The organism is Rhodopirellula bahusiensis (assembly GCF_002727185.1).
Taxonomy (GTDB): Bacteria; Planctomycetota; Planctomycetia; order Pirellulales; family Pirellulaceae; genus Rhodopirellula; species Rhodopirellula bahusiensis.
Map to the genome: position 1 here is coordinate 304,322 of NZ_NIZW01000001.1, position 17,111 is coordinate 321,432.

8 protein-coding genes are annotated in these 17,111 nt (G+C 54.5%); 2 read left to right on the forward strand and 6 right to left on the reverse strand.

The features are described 5' to 3' along the window. Positions 1 to 56: 56 nt before the first annotated feature. The 6 genes from CEE69_RS01300 to CEE69_RS01325 all read right to left on the reverse strand — a co-directional run bounded on the left by CEE69_RS01300 (position 57) and on the right by CEE69_RS01325 (position 13,379). On the reverse strand, positions 57 to 1,106 hold the full coding sequence (locus CEE69_RS01300) for a hypothetical protein (RefSeq protein ID WP_099258748.1): 1,050 nt from the start codon (positions 1,104 to 1,106) through the stop codon (positions 57 to 59). Positions 1,107 to 1,112: 6 nt separating this feature from the next. Further along, the gene (locus tag CEE69_RS01305) at positions 1,113 to 2,384 is read right to left on the reverse strand and encodes a hypothetical protein (protein ID WP_099258750.1); all 1,272 of its coding nucleotides are present in this window, start codon (positions 2,382 to 2,384) and stop codon (positions 1,113 to 1,115) included. After that, entirely contained in the window at positions 2,374 to 3,822 is a 1,449-nt protein-coding gene (locus CEE69_RS01310; RefSeq protein ID WP_099258752.1) for a hypothetical protein, read from the reverse strand. Before CEE69_RS01310 ends, CEE69_RS01305 begins: the two co-directional genes overlap by 11 nt. A gap of 674 nt (positions 3,823 to 4,496) precedes the next feature. Then, positions 4,497 to 6,644, reverse strand: coding sequence for a DUF1583 domain-containing protein (locus CEE69_RS01315; protein ID WP_233214485.1), 2,148 nt, complete (start codon positions 6,642 to 6,644; stop codon positions 4,497 to 4,499). A gap of 41 nt (positions 6,645 to 6,685) precedes the next feature. Next, positions 6,686 to 10,027 carry a DUF1583 domain-containing protein gene (locus tag CEE69_RS01320; protein WP_099259200.1) on the reverse strand — a complete coding sequence of 1,114 codons (3,342 nt, stop codon included), beginning with the start codon at positions 10,025 to 10,027 and terminating at the stop codon, positions 6,686 to 6,688. 7 nt (positions 10,028 to 10,034) lie between these two features. Further along, positions 10,035 to 13,379 (reverse strand): DUF1583 domain-containing protein, encoded by a 3,345-nt coding sequence (locus CEE69_RS01325; protein WP_233214486.1) that lies wholly within the window; start codon positions 13,377 to 13,379, stop codon positions 10,035 to 10,037. Positions 13,380 to 13,810: 431 nt separating this feature from the next. Here CEE69_RS01325 and CEE69_RS01330 point away from each other — a divergent pair, with 431 nt between their 5' ends. Then, positions 13,811 to 14,479: an RNA polymerase sigma factor gene (locus tag CEE69_RS01330; RefSeq protein WP_233214487.1), complete on the forward strand. Its 669-nt coding sequence runs from the start codon at positions 13,811 to 13,813 to the stop codon at positions 14,477 to 14,479. Positions 14,480 to 14,509: 30 nt separating this feature from the next. Continuing rightward, positions 14,510 to 17,104: a DUF1549 and DUF1553 domain-containing protein gene (locus CEE69_RS01335; RefSeq protein WP_099258757.1), complete on the forward strand. Its 2,595-nt coding sequence runs from the start codon at positions 14,510 to 14,512 to the stop codon at positions 17,102 to 17,104. Positions 17,105 to 17,111: the final 7 nt, after the last annotated feature.

Below are 17,111 nucleotides of genomic sequence, written 5' to 3' on the forward strand. Positions count from 1 at the left end.
TCATTCGATTTCACAGCACCGTTGCTTCTATTTGTCATGTTGCATTTCGAATTGATCTAAGGAGATAGCAATTGTTGTTCGACCATCGCTTGACCATGATCGCGAAGGAGCTGCTGGGCGCGTTCAAGAGGCTGTCTTACCTCAGGACGATTCAGTCTTTGGGACGCGTATTCGGGAAACGAACCAAGTGGTCTTGTATTGTTAGTTCCGCGAGCCTTAATGCCGCCGAATATGTAAAGGTTTTCAAGCCCTTTCAAATTGTAATCCAATGCTCCCAAGCGTTTCAAACGAGATAGCGAAACCGGTTTGGCTTCAGCGGTACGCGTGTTGTCCCACGGATTGCTGTCGCTATTGGGCTGCCGATAACCGGGCGAGGTGAATGGAACCAAATATTTCTGCACGTCAGGCATCTCGCGACGCAGTGCTTCCGCCCTCGCTGTTTTTGCTTTGAACTTTTCTTGTTCCCGTTGCGTTTGTTCTATTTCAACCCTCAGACGCTTGGCGTGGTCTTGCTGGTCTCGCAATCCGAGTCGAACTGGGCGGATTGCCTTGTCTTTCTCCCGCCGCACGTTTTGTTCAGTTTGTGTGCGTGTCCGTCGAATCGCTTCAATCTCAGCCATTCGACGCGATTGGGCTTTGGAATTCATGGCTTCGCCGACTCCATCAACATTGATGGTAGGCGGCTTCGACAAACGACTCAGAATCGCCGCTTTCCCAGCAAGTTCATTGAGCAGCATTTGAATCTCGGCTTCAGCGTCGGGAGACAATTCCTCGCCGTCGAGCGTTTGAACAACGGAGTTCAAACGCTGGCGTATTCTCGCGACTTCACGTGACTCAGCTTGCGGAAGTGACTCTGTGACCGCATCGACACTCGGCCCCCAGTCTTTTGGACCATCATCAGTTCGCTGCTTTGAGTTATCGACAACGGTTGTCTCGTCTCGCTTAACTGGATCAATCGGTTTCGGCTGGAACGGAAATATGTCTGGATTCGCAATCCATGCTGTACCAACGAAGGCTGACGCAGCGACGACTAAAAACACTGCCGTGGAAAGCAAGTGTCGACCAAGTTCGGCGTCTGATCTTTGGTACGGTGATAGGTTTGCCATAAGAAATTAGGGGGCGAGCAAGCCATCTTCGATTAGAAATGAACCGTACTTGCAAAGCAGCTCTTGTGCTTCCTCAACGCGAGCGGCAATATTTGGGTTGCCAAGTTCGGAGATTGAGTTCATCCGCGGAAATGTTCCAAGTGGACGGTCATTTTGCTGAGTCGCTGACTTTGAACCGCCGACACGGAATAATATCGGAAGCCCTTTTTTAGCCTCCAGTGCGCCGATACGTTCAAGTGCTGAGTACGAAACTGGCTGTTTGGTGTCGTGAAAGACAAGTTTGTCAGCCGTCTCTGGTTGGACGTATCCGGGAGTCGTAAAGGCGGTGAGAACAGCGCGAATGCGATCAAACTCATCACGGTACTCCTGCCGCGTTGCCAGCGGGATCGCTGGTTCGTCGCTATCCGTTGTAGCCAAAGCTTCGCCACTCTGAACACTTTTTAGTTGTGCAGTTAGCTGTTCAACCAAATCAACCGCTTTCTCGTGCTGCGTTTCGAGTCGCTCGAGTTCTTCATTGAGCATGGTTTCAGTATCACGTTTCACCTTCTCGGCAATCGCTTCCAGCTTGCTGCTGACCGTGGCAGGACGTCTTGAGATTGCCATAGACAGTTTGTATGGACTTGGAACCAGTGATTGTGCAGAGTCACGAAGTATTTTCAGTTGATCGGTACGGGCCTGCCGCAAGTTAAAGAGCAACACGGCGCGTTCGCTCGCTTTCTCAAAGGCTTCCGCTACGGACCTCAGCGAATCCGCATCCTCCATATTCACATTTTTTGCGAGGTCATCGACCGCGAAAGCGAGATCCGAGGCAGTCATCTTTGACTCAATTGGCAACGGCATCTCGCGCAGTGCAATGAAACGCAACAGCAGTTCATCACTACCAGCAATCTGTCTTCCCGCTGAATCGTGGAGGGTTGCGTCAAGAAGCGTCGACCACTCTTGCTCCGCAGACTCAAGGTGACGCAAACTCTGTTTTGCTTGAGCGAGACCGATGTCGAAGGACGCCTTCTGCAATTGAAGTCTGATACCCACAACGTTCGCATCGACTTCCCCTGCAATCAGTTCAGTCTCATCTGGAGGTGGAACCGGATCGGGCGGAGGCATTTGCCGCCCGTGCAAGAGAAGAGCAACGGCACCGATACCGACAGGAATCACTAGCAACAGAATTGGAACGAGTGCAGTCGAAAGCCACCAGTGATGCTTTTCCCGCTGGCGTCGCTGCTCAACCGAAAGCGTAGGGGTTGAGGATTCATTCGTGGCACTGACATCAGCCGACACTTGACTCGTCCAACTCCGTAGCTGCACGGTGAGCTTTCAATGCCGTTGCTGCGACGATAGCGGCGATTGCACCGATGACGAATGCAGGAAGAGACCAATACAAGATACTGAAGACAAATCCTTGGATGGCAAACACCGAGGCACCAATCAAAGCGGAATGAAGCAAGACCGATTTTGCCGAAACCACGCTATTTGCGATCGACGCCAAGTGGGCGGCGTTTCCGGCGAAACCCATCGCAGCCAAACCAAGCAGAATTCCAAGCGAGGTTAGCGTTGCGATTGCAGGGGCAGAAACTGCAACGACTGCAACTGCTAGCGTGGCCAAGCCGTAAGAAAGAATGTGATTGATTAATGCGGCACTTGCAGCTTTCTTCCGAGCTGCTGCAATCCGTGTGTCCAGTTGCCGATTCTCTTCAGCCTTGATGGTGTCTTCGCCCCAACCCGCAAGGACGTAGGGGCCAATTAAAACCGCTGGGTCACGACGGACGCGTTCGATGACCTTTTCAGCACTCCGTGTTTCGGTGAGCAAATCCCATTCGATGCATTCGTGGCGGAACAGTTCGCCTTCAAGAACACGTAGTTGCCCATGAAGCCAGTCAGGGCAGGATTCGATTAACTCGTTGTATTTCGTCGGAAGTGGATGAACGGTAGCACTCGGCTCATTCAAAGTTGGTTGGCGAACGTGATGCACGTGCTGGGCTTGTCGGTGCTGAATTTCGTAGTCAGAAACTTGGAGCGTCTCAACGAGGTAACTATCTTGGAACATTCGCCGGCCCGACTCATCTACGACCCGTTCACGGGTTCTCGTTTCTGCCAGCTCGACAACGGCAACGCGACGAAAGTAGGTGAAGCGGCAAGTTGTCGATGCCTCTTGAATCTGACCAATTAAATGCTCTTGCTGAAGAGAGTCGAAGAGTGCCAACACATCGTTCGCAAACCTCAAGCAGGCTTCTTCGAGACGAAGTCGCCCCTCAGCCCACGCTTCGGCGGGCGATAAATCTGCGTACTTGAAGTCAACGAACGAGCGACTGGGAGTTGGGTAGCGAACCTGCTCAACCATCTGCCTTTCGATTTCAGCAGCTAACTCGCCATGCAATTCAGCCGTCAACTCATCGCCACGAAACTCGATCGCCGCTTTTGCAATTGCCGGGACGAAGTCGTTTAGCTCGCGATACCATTCCTGAATCTGCGAGGTGCTCGTCGTGACGATCCGAATCGTGTGTTCGATACCACGGTCACCCGAAGCTGCACCGGCTCGGGAGAATGGGAGTCGAGACCACAATTCACTGGCCAAATCAATCGCCTGACGTGGCTTCGACAATTCGTCGAACGTGAGGGTCGCACGGTCAAAACGCGAAACGTCAGTTTTCGCGTGATCCAATTCCGAAGCAACACGATTGACTGTCGGCGACGACTGCTCGCCAGCAAGTTTGACCATGTTTGAGCCTCAGCGCGTATGGGATTTTCGGGGGTGTTACCGCCACAGCTTACCAATTCGGCACCTGCTTTGACAGCAAACCAGCAGTACACCGAAAGGTTTCGACCCTCATCGCTGGCCATACTATTCGGCACTACGCATCGGTGGCGACGAACTGCTTTCAGCTTTCCCCTCGCCGGTCGAGCCGCCGAAGGTCGGGCGAGCCTGGACTCCCAAGTACTCGCACTCGGAAAACAGGCACGTCCGAGAACTGTCCGAGAACTACTGATACTCGTCCGAAAACATTGTAAAATCTGGACTGTCGGCGACGGAAGACTTCGTTTTCCCATCATCCACAAGTCTATTTGTAGAAATAAGTTACGGCGTATTCTTTGGCCAATCGGTCCGGTTGCACTACCGGACTGTCGATCCGGAGGTTGCGGGTTCGAGTCCCGTCCGCGTCGCTTTTAAGAGCCCAGCTGTTTCAGCTGGGCTTTTTTTGTGCGCCGACCACTATCCGGCCGGGAATTTTTTGAGCGCGCGCCGCCACCGCTTCCAGTCTGCGATGTTGGAAACACGACCGGCCCGCGTAGCCGGATTCGCCAAGAATTCGGATTGTGAACAACCGGCTCTGAACCGATTGGATGGGGACGCTTCCTACAAAATCGGGGTGGCCACGCTGGCATGCGGTCGCTTCAACGATCCACTGTTGCGACCGGATTGGAAAGGAATTCCTCGGGGACGGACTCGGGCCAATCGCCCTTCATCACGACGTTTTGAACCGTCGCTGGTGAACTGCGACGGGATCGGTACAGTCCGAACTGAGTTCCGGCGTTGGATTCGAGATCTCGTTCGTAGACGAGTTCCTCATTGAGGTGCACAAGAACCTTTCCATCGGCCAGTCCAACACGGACGTCGTTCAACTCATTGCGTTTCAATGGGATAGATCGCGGGCCTCGGCGACTGAGTGGTTCCAGTGCAGTATTGTCCATTGGCAACGTCGTCCAGTCATTGCTTCCGGTGGTCAGCCAGCGAACTCGCATGCCGGTTGGCTCCAGCAAAAATGCCATGCGTCCAATTGCGGGATGCACGATCGAGTCGTCTTCGCCAAGCTGAAATTGATACGAGATTGACTCCCCGTCTAACAATGGTCGTTGATACTGCAACAGGCCGGGATGTTCGGCCTCGGTTGGATCCGACTTTGCACTGCCGATGAGCGTGCCTGACTGGACCTTCCAGTCGATCTCGGCCGATTCAGGTTCGATGTCCGCGGCCCCAAATGCAACCGCCCCGTCGGGTAGAGTTTTGCGGAACGGCGGCTGGGACTCATCGTAAAAACTGGATTGCCACCCGCGAAGCTCATTCCCGGCAATCAAGTCGACCTGTTTGGGAATGATGGGCTCACCAGTGAGTGTTAGGTTGCGGAACACGGGCCGCTTGGTGCCGGAACTGCGAAGACCAATCCATGGACTCATTCGCGCCGCTTCGCGGTCAAACCAGATCGGATGCAAATTGGATTCGAATTGGCTGGAGTCCTTCGTCGAGCGAATGGAAACGCGATTAAAAACCGGTTGGGCGGCAGTTCGCGCGAACGGTGACATTTGATCGGATCGATGCTGCGCGTCGGCGTCCCAGACCGAAAGCGTGGTGTTGCGGCCTGTGGCTTGGAATTGAATCCCGCCGTAAACCAGCCCGCCATCGGTGCCGATTGAACCACCAGATTGAGTCTCGCAAACAAAATCAAACTGACCAACCAACGGGAATCGACACAACAAAACGTCCGCGGTCCCTCCTGCCATGTGCAACACATGTCGCTCGTGCGTCAGCCACATGCCTCGCGAGTGCCCGCGCTGAATGTCCTTCGATGTTCGAACCGTTGCCGGGACCCAGAACTTCATTTGATTCTGAAACAAAACGTCGGGCGGCGACTCCCCGCGATGACACTGAACGGCAATTGCGTGTGCAATTCGAAGAAATGGACGCATTCCAATCGACCGATCGTCCACCGCTCGATCAACCAAGGTCGCCAAGTAGGCTTCCGCCGCCGCTTGAGTGGAATCGTGCTGCATCGCAGCGGCAGCGATCGCGGCGACGGTGATATCACGAGACGTCAGTGGCGTGGCTTCGGTTGGCAGGTCAGCTTGGGCGTTCAAGAACGACGTTGCCATCTCCAGGTTTCCGCGGGCTCCCAACAATTGTGACAGCACCAACAACTCCTCCGCACCGGAAACGTTTTGCTCCCGAAGCTCTTCCAACGCGATTCGCAATCTTGGCAAGCGTCCGAGGTCATTCGCAGCTTGCAACAGCATCCATCCACTGCAAAAGAAGCCTTTGACGGGACCGACCGAAGCAACCGCAAATGTATTGTCTCGCGGCCGTTCGCCAATCGATCGAGCAAAGACTTTAGGCGGAGCGTCCGTTGGTAACGGCGTCGATAGAACTCGCACTCGTTTGCGTTGCTCCGTCGGGAGTGTCCACTCCTCCAGCAGTTCGTACTGCTGATCACTACTCAACTGGCCCATCGAACGATTCAAAGCGGCCGCGGCCGATGGCAAGTCGCTGTAGATCAGATCGGAGATCGCCAAACCACCCACTGCGTCCAGCTCTCGTAGTGCCGTCTCCGGATCGCGGTCTCGCAGCGCGGGCAACACGAGTGCAGTGTAAGACGGCTTTGCCTTCGCAACCGTCGTCGCCCCAAAGGCATCCGACAAACGTGTCAGGCTGTCTTGCGCCGCACAGTTGGATGCGTTTTGAGTCAACCAAAGCGTCGCCAAGCTAACGAGCGTGATTGCAATCGATCGACATGGAATCTTGCTTTGCAGAAGAAGCTTTTTCGAATTCATTTTGAGATCGTGATGCGAGTCATGAATCATGGCGTGAAGTTTCAACGGAAGAGATTGCGAAAAGATTCAAAGATGCTGGTGGGCTGCGGTTTTGGTTTGGCAGGTGTCGGGACAACGATCACCCGGTCATTGCGATTGGTCGCTGGGAGAGGAACATCGAGTGTCGCCGCATCCGCTCTCACGTGAATCGACTTCAGCAACACTTCTGACGTTCGGCCTTCCCCTCCAGTGTGCAATACAACGCGGACTCTCCTTGGGTCGATCGGTTCATCAGAAACCGGAATGGCGCCCAGCATCAAAGGTTGGCCGCCCGCTTGTCGACCCGTGATGCAAAAGCACATGTTGCCACGCCGCGTGATTCGGAAGTAATCGGGATTGTCATAGGGGTGATTCCCTATGATCTTGTAAGTCGATTTCCCGTTCTCCAGGGTCCGCGTCATTGCTCGACTGACGATTGCCCCCGAGTCGGACTTGCTCAGCATCGCATCCACCTGCGTGCTTTCGTCGTTGCTCCATTCGATCTGCAAATACAGCTGGGTCTGAAGGTTTTGTGTTGGAGTCGGCAATTGCAACGGATCAAAGAAAAATGCGATGTCAAAATCGCCTTCGATGCGATGCCGTAGGGAGATACCCGCGCTTGACCATTCATCCGTTCCCGGGGCGGTGACTTTCAGCCCCGAGGCTGTCTGCTGCACATTTCCCCATCGGTAGATTTCCGCTGGACTGACGGGCGACCGCGTGAAATCACGGACCATCGAGACGGGCAGCAATTCGCGATACTTGTTCAACGACGCGAATGTCTCGCTGGCATCAACTTCGTTCGCACCTTCGAGACGTTCAGCTCGGACCTGCAACTCAGTGAACCGCGTGCTCACCCGACCATTGGGGCCTTGGATCTGGACTCCGAATTGAATTCCCAGCGGCTGCAAATCGTCTGTGACGAATTGTTCTTCACCAAGCAAATAGAAGTAGTCCGAATCTCCATCTGCCGCCAAATAAAACACTTTGTCGCCGCGACGTGAAAGCCTCAGTCGCCCGGCGTCGTTGTCACAAGGGATCCTGCCAAAGTAGTTGCGTCGTTGTTCCCCATTGACCGTCGCCATTCTCAAGCACTGCATCAATTGGTCGTTGCTGCGATCTTCCACTCGCTGGATCAATGCCATGTCCTCCTCCGCCGTGTCGGCAACCAAGTGCAAACGCACACTGCCGATCTTTTCCTTCAACGACTCACATTGCATTTGATCGTAGGCGACGATGACGTCGAAGTCCCCTCCGACTTGAATGTCGGGTGCCACCAATGTTCCACGGTAGCCAGTTTCGCTGAACTGGCTGATCACCATTCCTTCGTTGGATGCGACCACCGTCTTGGCCGGATCACCTTCGACCTGAACAAACTTGCCTCTGGCGAATGAGTCACGGTTGATCCGGTAGTTCAACTTCTTGCCCGGTTCGCTCGCCGTCCAATCCAAGCTTCCGTCAAAATCATCCGCCAGAAGTTGCTTTTCGATGGGTGGCAACTCAGTCGGCCAATCCCCGATCCATCGAACATTTCGGACTCGCAGTGACGATTGGTCTGCGAAGTGGAACAAACCAAAGCATGGATTCACACCGTCGGTTTCAACCTCCGAGTTGTGGATCACCTCACCGTTCAATCGCAATATGACCTCGTCCCCCCGCCGCTGAAGCTGCATTTGATTCCAATCATTCAATCGCAAGGAATCAAGCCGATCTTGCTTGCTGCCCCTGCCGCGTTCATTGTCAGCACGCAATCCACGTCGGTCATAGCGTCCGTCGGTCAACCGATGTTCGGTCACCCCCGTTTCGCGAATCAGGTAGCACGTTCTCCCGAGTGCGGGGTGAGCCATCCACTGCTCTCCGTCGTACCAAAATTCATATTCGATCACCCCGTCTTCAACCATCGGCCGGATGTATCGCAGGAGATGCTCCACATGGCTGCCGCGAGGCAGGTAACCCAATCGCGGGTCAGTGATTTCGGTGGTCGAATCGCCCTGAGAATCTTCCACTCGATTGCCCGACCAATTCGCCAGTTGGTTCGGACGGTTTCCGGGGTCTTGGTAATAGTCATACCAACCCAGCAGATCGGAAGATTCGACCATCTCGATGCTTTTCGGGATGACAGGATTGCCAGTGATCCGCAGATTGTCGACGCCGCCTTGCACTCGGTAATTGGTGCGAACGCCGAGCCACGGATACACGGAGTCACCAACATCTTGCCGATGGATTTCACGGCCGTTGACCGATGTCGTCACCACTCCATCTCGCACTCTCACTCGCGTGCGCAAAACACCGTATCGATGGGTGTCCGTCAGTGGCTCACCGATGCTCGTGCGTCCTAATTCCTGACGCACATTTCCCAGCATGCTTTGCGTGTGGTTGTAGACCAGCCCCGCGTAGTAACCGCCGACCAAAAGATGCGCTTCGCGGTAGCCAAACCCGGTTGCCATCGCGTCAACGGAGTAGTCACCCTGCACTGGCGACTGAAAGAACACGAAGTCGTCTCCGTAGTTGGACGGATTGCGATAGCTGCCTCGCTCAATCACGGGAAGTGGATGGGGAAACGCATTGCCGTGCTCAAAGGCCCTTTCGAGACTTCCCGTGTACCACTGTGAAGCCTCCCGGGCCGATCGCTCGTCCGCTTTGACTGGATCGTTCAGTTTGGCTTGGGCGGCGACCAAATGACGAATCCATGCTGGACGATCGTATTCCTTGCGATAAGCCAGCGTCGTGAACAAGACCAGTTCGCGAATCGCTGTCGTCAAAGTTGGCGTCTTGGTCGCTTGCTGAGCGAGTAAAACAATTCCATCCCGCGAATGTTCCAAAAGCGATTCATCGGAGCGGATGAGCTTCAACAACTCATCCACGTGTTTCTCCACCAGCGGAGCATCGCCCATTTCAAACGCCACAAGAATGACGAGCACCAATTGATCGCAACGATCGCTCGGTGATTTGGCTTGATAACCAAGGACAGCCTCCGAAAGCGATGAAAGCAGATCCAATTGTTTGGCGACGTGAACCAATTTCAGCGCCGGAGAATCAACCTCCGGTCGTTGCCGCTGCTGATCATCGACGATCCCATAGTCGGCCGTGATGCGAAGCCCCGGATAGCTCGGACCGGGCAGCACCCAGGAACGAAGAAATAGAAAATGTTCATCGGGAGCGAGATCCTCCGCACGAGCGTCAATGGTTGCACCGGAGTCCGAGGCATGCTGGTCATTCATTATCCAAGCTGCGGCCACTTCATCCGACCGCCCCGTCCGATCGTCAGCAAGCAACGAACGTTGCCCGACTCCATGCCAAACGACCAACGCTAAGACAATCGCGAAGCAATTCAAAACAATTTGAACCCTTGAGGTTTTTATCATGCCAGCTTCAACGAAACACATTGCGAATGGAATTGTAGATCTGCGAAGGTACCGAATCTTCAGGTGGGTTCGCCGTTGACGGAGCGTTCGCCGGCATTGCCTGAAAAGGAGCAGTCCACGAATCTGTCGTCGGCGTGCTTGGATCGGTGTGGATCGACATCCGCTTCAGCACAGCCCGCATCTCACCGTTGTTCAACCCACCAATGAACCAAGTCTCCGCTTTGGTCGCGACCGTCTTACGCTTCAGTTTATGGACAGCAACCAACGTTTCATTCTCTGAACCATCGACCTGATACAGGAAGTGCAGAGCCTGGTCTCTCAAAGCGATTCGCAACTGACCAGGCGACTCGACGATTAGGCTGCGCAACGGTTGATAGATCGTCTTTCCATCCTGGTTACGTGCCACAATTCGCGGTCTCAATTCGATCCTTCCGTCGGGCTCGTATCGAGTGATCAAAGTCGCTTCCGTAACGGTCAGGTGCAAGGGATCGAACTCCACCGTTCCAATCTCGGAAAGATGCATTCCAATCACCGCCTCCGTTGTCATGCCGCTCTCACGATTCCCAACCGCTTTGATAATTGAGAATTCGGCTTGAATATCAGCCGCCACCGTGTGCTGCAATGGCTTGAGGATCGCGACCCTTTCTGCCGTTTCGGCACCACCCAACGCAGTGAACAGAAGCCCATCGCTTGTGTCATTAATGCTTTCAGCCGGACCATCAGCAACGATCCACTCCCCATTCAGCATTGCCTGCTTGGTCAGGTTGAGATCCAACGCATGCATCTCATCGCGTGCTCGATTCAAGTTTTCGAGGGTAAAGGGTGATTCGGCCGACTGCAAATCAATCGTGTCCGCTCGAATGGTCAGATCGGTCCAGGTACCGCGGACGCTCATGCCTTTGCCGCCCACGCTGTAGTTGTAAAAACCGAGTGGAGGCACCGGCCCCAGTGGAATCTCCGTCGAACCGATCAGCCGAAACTGCGACGAGTCACCTTGAGCGAACAAGCCATAAATCGTGCCTCCTCGCCTTACCAAACGCAGTCGCCCCGATGTCGAAAGTTCTCGTCGAGTCCAGCCACGAACCCATTTGTAACCTCCGCCCGGGTTCTTTGTGTTGTGGACAAAGGCAACATCAGGCAGACCACTCAAACGGTCTCGACGAATACAAACATCCAAGCAACTGCGATGTCCGTTGTCGAGCTGAACCGTCATCCCGAGCCCACAATGCCACGTCGGTTCTTCATCACCGATTTGCAAGTCTTTGAAACCGAACGTGATCTCGAAATCACCATCGACGATGCCACTCAAGCGGATGGCTGTTTTGTCGGACGGCGTCGCACGCACCATGTGAATGCCATCAGGCAATTGCGACAAACGATCCGCCCGTCCATCCACGATGAACGAATCCTCTGGGATTCCGTTTCGAAAATCATGCGTCCATTTTTCCGGCAATGCCTCGGCAGCAGCTTCCAAGTCCTTGACCATTTCGGAAGCGAGTGACTGTTCCTGCAAATCGGGCAACGACTTCGTCCAATCACCGCTCAAATGCAGGTTGCGAACCACAGCTCGAGTCTGATCACGAAAATGGAAGAAACCAAACGTGCGTGATTCATCAACATCAATTTGCCTCTCCGCAATTCGTTTCCCATTCAGCAGTACCGCGACACGGTTGCCTCTGAACTGCACCTCCGCTCGGTTCCATCCCTTGACGAGGCCGGGTGTTGTGCCGCCTGCCGTTGCCTTCATATTGTCAGGTCGAAGAGGTGTCTTCTGAAACAATCCATCTGTGATCTCATGTAGAGACACACCGCTGGAAGTGATCAGAAAAGCCGTCCGACCAATGCATGGATGCACCGCGTAAGAATCTTCGTCGCATAAGAATTCATAGTTGATGCGTGCATCCCAAACGATTGGACGCACGTAATACAAGAGGTCCTCGTCGTGAGAGCCGAGACATCCACCGGTTCGCTCACTGGTCAGGTGCAGCACGTCACCTAGTTCTTTGGCCTTCCAAATCCCTAACCCGTTGTTCTCATCCGCGTCGTAGTAGCTCGCCCAACCTCTTAGTGATGGATCACTTAGCAGATCAATCGCCCCCGGATCACCGGGTTGTCCCGTGATTCGCAAATCGGAGATGTGCCCCTTCGAGCGACGCCAACCGCGAATGCCAACCCACGGTGCCGAAGCGTTGCGCGACGAGTCAACGAGAACACGCCGCCCATTGAAAAAGTGTTCGAGCTTGCCAGCAGAACTGGTCACCCGAACAAAGCTTTCGCCACTGAGCGGCTCAATCGGCTCGTCGACTGGAACTTCCCAATTCCCTTTGGCAAAGCTGCCAACCGACGAGATTGGGCGAGAGTCCGATGGGTTGGCCGCTAATCCACCAGCCATAATTTCGCTGAACGCACCATTGAGAGTTGAGACCTCCGCGACAGCTTCGTAGTCACCTACCAATGGATTACGATACACGAGGTAGTCCAGCTCGTGCCCGGAAACTTTCACCACCCCTTGGTCATGCATGGCAAAGCGTGGCAAGACGCTTCCGCGTCCATGGGAAGCAGCATCGACTCGGCTGAACACATCAAACGAATCAGGAACACTCGCCAACGAGTCATGCGTTCGAGCGGAACAGTACCCAAACAACAAACACAGGTAATCCGCAGTCAGGTCGAACTCTGAGTCAGGAATGTAGTCTCGAAGCCCGGAGAACGCGCCGAACAATTCTTCGATCACTAAATCGGTCGTCGCGGGATTCTCCACGGCGGCCCACAGAATGATCAAGTCCGACCACCACAATTCGGCCGCGTTCAGATCTTGCCAGTGTCGATTTTTCGCAAATCGTTCCGTCAGACGCTGCAACACATCTTCGCGATCAGATGCGGCAATCGCCAATAGGGTCGACAGCGTTTCCTTCGCCTGAATTTGTTGTTCGCCGACCGGTTGCAGTTCCGCGATCTGACTCTTCAACTCCGACTGAAAATTCAACTGCGTCGCCAAAGCGACCATTTCTCGAGCGGGACAATGAATCCATCCGCTCTCCGGATACTCTGACAATGTCGTCCAATGTCGATCCGCCACATCAGATGTTTTTCCAGCGGGTCGAGCAATCGAACCTCCGACTCGGATCTCATGGCCCTTGCCCGGCAATACCCACTGACGCAGTTCTTGATATTGCTGCGCAGGAGTCAACTCTCGAATCCGCGAAAGGAATTCAACCGCGTTTTCTTGAATCACGCCTTCGCCAAACAAGTGATTCAGCGACGCCGCATCCGACACACGCTCGCCACTCTTCACTGGATCCGCGGACCGACCGTCGCTGGGCAAGAACAGCACAGCAACGCATGCGCTCATTCGAACGACCATCCAAACCGCGTTTCTCGATTCAACAAAGAGTGTTTCAAATCGCATTGGATTCCGTGTACCCAGGCTCAACAGATTTCCGGCATACAAGATGTCGCTGCAAACACTCGGATCACACGCACCAATTTCGGAATTCCAGGTTTCTTATGGCGTTTTGATTCGAAGCGGCAGAGTCTTTCCTTCGATTTATAGCGGAAGGAAACAAGGGCGAGTGTGAACAACGACGCTCGCACGAAGTGAGCGTTGAAGTTTCAATGGTTCAAATGATCCGCTGCATTGGTCTCCGCTATGATAAAGCCTTCTCGGGAGCCGTTTCGATTTTTTTCGATTGATTCCGCGTGTGATTCCGCGACCAGGTTCGACTTACCTCTGAATGCTGGTGGACCGCGGGTCCGTGATCCTGCCGAATGGCGAGACCAATTTTGAATAATGCTGAACTCATTGCCGGATTGCGAAATCGTGAGCCAAGTGCTGCTCAGTATTTGAACGATTGCTTTGTTCCATCGATCTGGCGGTTCGTTTTTTATCGTGTGGATCGGAACGCTCACCTGGCAGAAGACATTGTTGCCGAGGCCGTCTTGGCTCTCATGTCAGCGGCGATTGCCGAGACTGAGATCGAGAACCCTGGCGGATGGCTGCGAACCGTTGCTCACCGACGCATTCAAGATCATTTCCGAGCCGCCGCTCGCGTTCGACATTTGATGGAAGACGCTCAGCACCAAGGTGAGCCCACTGATGACAACGACCCGGCGACTCAACACGACCAAGAACTGCGCCGCGAAAGTGTTCGCGAAGCGATCGACACTTTGCCGGAACACTACCGGCAAACACTTGAATGGAAATACGTGGATCAGGTCAGCGTCAAGGTGATCGCCGAGCGATTGGACACGACCGAGAAAAGCGTTCAAGGAACACTGTTCCGAGCACGCCAAGCTTTGCGTGACCAACTGAAACCGGAACAGATTCCGGCGGCGAAGGCGAAGTGTTCCAAGTGTGAAAAAGAAGTTCCACGTCCAATTCAATCCGAAGATCCCCCATCCCAAAAATCGCCGTCACCTCCCAAACAGGTTTCGGCTTGGTTCTTTTTGTAAGACGAAGCCAGGTAGCACAGGTTCGCTTCCATGACATCCGAACGTCCACTCAATCCGTCGTCGATCGACAACGATCCGCCCGAGTTGCATTGCAACGAAGAGGATGAATCGTCGATCGCAACGCTGCTGTCTGACGCACTCGATGCGCCACCGGTACCGCGGTCGCTGGTCAAACGGTTGGACGCCGAGATCACGGAGCAGTGGGGCCACTCCCCACGGCTGACACATTCTCACTCAACCGGAACAGTCACGCTCGCCAATGCAAAACGCGTGATCACGACGTCTTGGTGGTTGGCCGGTACCGTTGCCGCTTCTTTGATGCTGGTTGTCTTTCTGATTGGCGGCAGCAACACGTACGCTTGGGCCACGGTGATGGAAGCCATGCAGCAGCATGGATTGATCCAAATCGCCGACGCTGACGGAAACCGCTGGTTGGATCTTTCGGATCAAGTCGCTTGCCAGCAAACACAGCAGGAGACTCGTTGGATCGACATCGCCCGTCGGACCGTTGTGGTTCGTCCTCACAGCTCCGAAGCACAAAGCTCGTCTCTCCTTCTTCCAGGCAACGCGTCACCGACCAAGGAAGAATTGCTAGCCATGGTCCTGCTCGACCAGCCTCTGACAGCGGAATCAATCGAGCAATTTCGCGGTGTTCGCATCGTTCATCAGGATTGGCAGGAAAGATCGGATCAGGAACGAGCGATTGTCGATTTGCACGTTGAGTTCGCCACCAAAGACAACCAGCAATACAAGCTGTCGATGGAGTTGGACCCTGACTCGAAACTACCACTGGCGATCAACATCAAGGACGCTTCACAGGATCATCCAATCGCGTCGTCGTTGTCCTACCTCAATGAGTCAACAACGGAGCTTCAATCACGATTGATGCTGGCGGCAGCGGATGTCGATGCGGGGACCAACACGGAATCAACCAATCGCATCGCGGCGAGAGATCGTGCGGCCAAGGCCGGATTGCCAAACAAACTCGACGTATCTCCGAGCGAAGACCGAGTCGCCGACGGAGCTCAAACCACGGATAGTGCTGCTGAGTCGATTGTTTCGCTGCCGATCGGCCCCGCCAACAAGTGGCAGCCCGTCGCGGTGGTCTCGCGAAACAACGATCAAGTCATCGCACGTGCCGATTCCATTTTGGATGACCTTTGGGCCGAACAGGAAATTCAGCCAGTGGATCGAGCGACTGACCTGCAGTTGCTTCGACGTGTCTACCTAGATCTTGCTGGACGCACTCCAACGGTCACGGAAGTCCGCCGCTTCCTCGAAAACAAATCCGAGGACCGCTATCGAGAGCTGGTTGATCATTTGCTCGACACCCCCGACTACACGTCCCAGATGGCCGCGGTTTGGCGATCGTTTTTGATCCCAGAAGGCGTCGACTTGGATGCATTCGGAGGCCGGGAAGCGTTTGAGAAGTGGCTGGCCGAACAATTTGCTGACGACGAACCCTACGACAAGATCGTCCGTCGACTGCTGCTGGCGGAAGGCCGCTTGGCTCAGTCCGGCCCCTTGCTGTTTTACAGTGCGTTGAAGTTGGACGCGGACCAGCTGGCTGCTCGCACGTCACGTGTTTTCTTGGGCATGCGTCTGGAGTGTGCTCAGTGCCACGACCATCCGTTTGAACCATGGTCGCAAGAAGATTTCTGGAGCTACGCCGCGTTCTTCGCTCAAATCTCCCGTCCCAAAGCGATGCTGGAAAACGTCTCGACAGTCATGCAAGTGCGTGATGTTGATCGAGGCGAAGTCATGCTGCCCGAGTCGGAAGAAGTCATCCCGCCGCGTTTCCTGGGTGAGGAATGGCAACCCGCCGATGAGACGCAACCTTTGCCTCCCCGTCGTCAACGATTGGCGAATTGGTTGACCGGACCGGATAACCCGTACTTCGCTCGTGCGACGGTCAACCGAGTTTGGAGTCACATGTTTGGACGCGGCATCGTCGATCCCGTCGATGACTTCGGAGAGAACAACCTTCCCGTGTCGGCTGACTTGATTGACACCTTGGCCAGCCAGTTCATCGAGAACGACTTTGACTTGAAGCGATTGGTCCGAAGCATTGCACTGACACGTGCCTACCAGCTTTCCAGCAGCTCCAATCGTGCGGAAGACTCATCCGATGGGATTGAAGAACGACTGACAACGTTCGCCCAGATGAACGTCAAAACCCTGACTCCCGAGCAGGTGTATGACTGCATCGCAGTCGCAACAATGCTGGATCAACAGAACGCGACATCGGACTACACGCTCGCCAGGTTTGGCAACAGTCAACGTGACACGTTTCTGCAGCAATTTGCCGCTCCAGCGATCAGCCGATCGGAATACCTCGCGGGTATCCCGCAGGCGTTGATGTTGATGAATGGATCGTTGATCGGCCAAGCCACCCATGAACAGAGCAGCGGCTTGATTCGTTCGCTCGACGCCCCGTTCTTCACTGACGAACAGAGGATCGAAGTGCTGTTCATGTCGACCCTATCTCGACCGCCACGACCCAATGAACGCGAATTGGTTGCGGAGTTCATCCCTGCCGAAGCCAGCCGAGAACAACGTCACACCGGAATGGCTGACTTGTTGTGGGCGTTGATCAACAGTTCCGAATTCACCCTGAACCATTGACGGAGCG

Coding starts and splice junctions, on each gene's coding strand:
- CEE69_RS01335 (WP_099258757.1), top strand. CDS start 14,510: ATGACATCCGAACGTCCACTCAATCCGTCGTCGATCGACAACGATCCG.
- CEE69_RS01300 (WP_099258748.1), bottom strand. CDS start 1,106: ATGGCAAACCTATCACCGTACCAAAGATCAGACGCCGAACTTGGTCGA.
- CEE69_RS01325 (WP_233214486.1), bottom strand. CDS start 13,379: ATGAGCGCATGCGTTGCTGTGCTGTTCTTGCCCAGCGACGGTCGGTCC.
- CEE69_RS01320 (WP_099259200.1), bottom strand. CDS start 10,027: ATGATAAAAACCTCAAGGGTTCAAATTGTTTTGAATTGCTTCGCGATT.
- CEE69_RS01315 (WP_233214485.1), bottom strand. CDS start 6,644: ATGAATTCGAAAAAGCTTCTTCTGCAAAGCAAGATTCCATGTCGATCG.
- CEE69_RS01310 (WP_099258752.1), bottom strand. CDS start 3,822: ATGGTCAAACTTGCTGGCGAGCAGTCGTCGCCGACAGTCAATCGTGTT.